Source organism: Thermoflexus sp., assembly GCF_034432235.1.
GTDB lineage: Bacteria > Chloroflexota > Anaerolineae > Thermoflexales > Thermoflexaceae > Thermoflexus.
In genome coordinates, this window is the sequence record NZ_DAOUCJ010000011.1 from 1 (window position 1) to 2,592 (window position 2,592).

The 2,592-nt window shown below is 63.4% G+C and carries 2 protein-coding genes and 1 pseudogene; all 3 read right to left on the reverse strand.

Features of this window, described 5'->3' with window-relative positions; translation table 11 throughout:
- Positions 1-419: pseudogene (locus VAE54_RS01865) on the reverse strand (hypothetical protein); the annotation flags it as partial.
- 269 nt (positions 420-688) lie between these two features.
- The gene (locus VAE54_RS01870) at positions 689-1,357 is read right to left on the reverse strand and encodes a hypothetical protein (RefSeq protein ID WP_322800231.1); all 669 of its coding nucleotides are present in this window, start codon (positions 1,355-1,357) and stop codon (positions 689-691) included.
- A gap of 13 nt (positions 1,358-1,370) precedes the next feature.
- The coding region (locus tag VAE54_RS01875; RefSeq protein ID WP_322800232.1) for a hypothetical protein at positions 1,371-2,592 on the reverse strand (1,222 nt) is incomplete at its 5' end.

Here is a 2,592-nt window from a genome sequence, read left to right on the forward strand (position 1 = left end):
CCTGAAAGGTTGAGGGAATTAGTGTTAATTCGAGCTGATTGAATGCGGAAAAGTAGCAATATTACTGCAAAAACGAAGGCTATGTTTAAGAACCGTCGCCTCCCCCAATCCACGCCCCGCAGCGGCCCGCCGTGCCGGGCCACGGCCTGGGCGGCCCGCAACGCCCGCACCGGGCCCAGAAGCTGCACCAGGCGCCAGCGCATCGCCAGCCCCGCGAAGACCCGCACCCGCTCCCCCTCCATCTCGACGAGCATGGGCTCCCAGCGCCAGCCGGGACGGGCGCGGGTCAGCAGGGCCCGGACCCCGGGGTCCCGCAAACTTCGCACCCCCAGCCGCCCGCCGCTGAGCGTTTCCACCTCCTGGGCCAGGGCGGCGCACACCGCACACCCGCTGTCATATAACAGCCACCGGTTCGGCATGGGTCTTCCCTCCATCGGAATTACCCCTCCCCGACCCGCCGAGGTGGGGGCTTCGGGGAGAGGTCTCCACCCTCATGATCTCCGCCCATCGTGACAGGATCGTGACAAAATAAAGGGAAACTGTATTAAACAGGAAGCGGCAGGTCGATCCGGGCCCGGTGGGGGTTCCTGATGATCCCTCTGGCGTTCGATGCGGCGGGCGTTCCGATGGCGGCCCGACCGGCCTGGCGGATCCGCTTCACCTCCCGCCTCAGGTTCCTCCCCCGCCCTCAGCGCATCGCCCAGATCAGCCAGTGCCCTCGACGGCGGATCAAAAACAGATGCCCCTTGAGGGATTCCTGGGCGGCCACCCGGGGGTCAGCGCACGGACCTGGACAAACTTCGACCCACCACGTCCGTTTTATCACTTCATCCCCACATCCGTTCCGCAGCAGCTCCCCATAGGGCGCCTCTATCCCCGGTCGCGGCTTCATCAGGGTTTCCGGCGAAACATCCGCAGACCACGCCGGCTTTCCCGCTGGCGGGAGCAGGGGCCAGAAGGCCGGATCTGTGGCCTGCCGCTGGGCAATGGGATCTTCCGAGCGCAGCGCCTGGAGCAGGGCCAGGACCTCCTCCGGTCGGGGTGGAGGGCTCTCCTCGAGGCCTTCCCCATTGGGGCAGGCGGCGCTGTAGGTGAGCTGCACCGATGGCGCTGGGGGGGTAGGGGGCCGATACACCGTCCCATCGAACCCCGGGGGAGGCGCCCAGGGGGTAGGGGAGGGGGGAGGAAGGGGAAGTGTGGGGCGCAGTGCCCGGGTGGGGGAGGGCTGGGGGAGAGGGGTCTCCACCGCCGGGACCGTTGCCGAAGGGGTTACCGGGGCTGGTGGTGTGGTGCACGCAGCCAGCGCCAGCGCAAGTCCCCAGACCATCCTCCTGAGCGATGTGTCCAGGTATCGCATCCTCATCCCTCCTTCAGCATGGCAGAGTCACCCGGACTTCACAGGAGAAGCACCCCCGCTGAGCGGGGTCGTATCCAAACCAGGCGAAAGTCGGACGTGTGAGATCAATAATTGGGGTGGAATAGCGGAGACAATCCGGCCACCCACATCCAGCAGTGCAATATTGCACCTGATTCGGCCCGCAATCGACGATGGTAATCTGCCGAGCTGTTCCGGTACACAGATCTTTAACCATCACCGAATACCCACAGGCCAAATAGACCTGGTTTCGACAACCCCGAGAACAATCGCAGCAGTTCCACGCGCATGAGCCGCAGCGATCCATAGCAGGCCACGCCGCCTGAGCGGAGTTGGCTGGGTCACATGTCCGACAACGCCCCGCGCCGGCAGAACAATTGAACCATCGGGCATGGCCTTGATAGACATAGGTGCATGAACCCTGCGTCCGAATGATCCGCACAGCTTCCTGGGGATAGGAGCTCAAAGGTTCCTTCATGCCCGGTGGTATCCTTGCCACTCGCGTCGCATTCACAACATGAGGACCTAAGGATTCCCCGATGATATCGACGAAATCTCCTTCCCGGATATCGAGCTCAGCTTCTGGCGATGGATCCCCGCTGTGGAAATCTATCCGTTGGGGTAGGGATCGCCATGTAATCTCATATTCCTCCTCTTCTCCATGGCGCTGTCCCCCTCGAACCCTCCAATAGGAATTGCTCGTCTCCACCACAATTCCATGCACACGCGTCAGATTGGCCCAAAGTCGGAGTGCCCGTAGCGTTGAAGTTCCGGCCTCTCCCCACCCACGTGCCATGATTTCGTCTCCAATTTGGAGGGCATCCAGTTCTCGCTCCCCTCCTTTCCAGACTGTAGTGGAGGTGTCAACGATGATCTGCCACAACTTATCCGCATGGGCAAGGATCAGACGATCTGCCTGGCGCTCCACCAAGATTCCGGTCAGAACTTCCATGGTCCCTGCAGGGGCGTAGCGCTCAATGGGTGGCGAGGCGAACCTGCTGAATCCTCGCCAGACGATCCATACGCCGAGCGCTCCGGTCATCTGTTGCAGCAACCGCCGCCTCTCCCAATCCACGCCCAGCACCGGGCCTCCCATCCGAGCCACGGCCTGGGCCACCCGCAACGCCCGCACCGGGCCCAGGACCTGCACGAGACGCGCCCGCATCCCAAGGCCCGCCAAGACCCGCACCTGCTCCCCTTCGACCTCCAGGAGCATC

Coding starts and splice junctions, on each gene's coding strand:
- VAE54_RS01870 (WP_322800231.1), bottom strand. CDS start 1,357: ATGCGATACCTGGACACATCGCTCAGGAGGATGGTCTGGGGACTTGCG.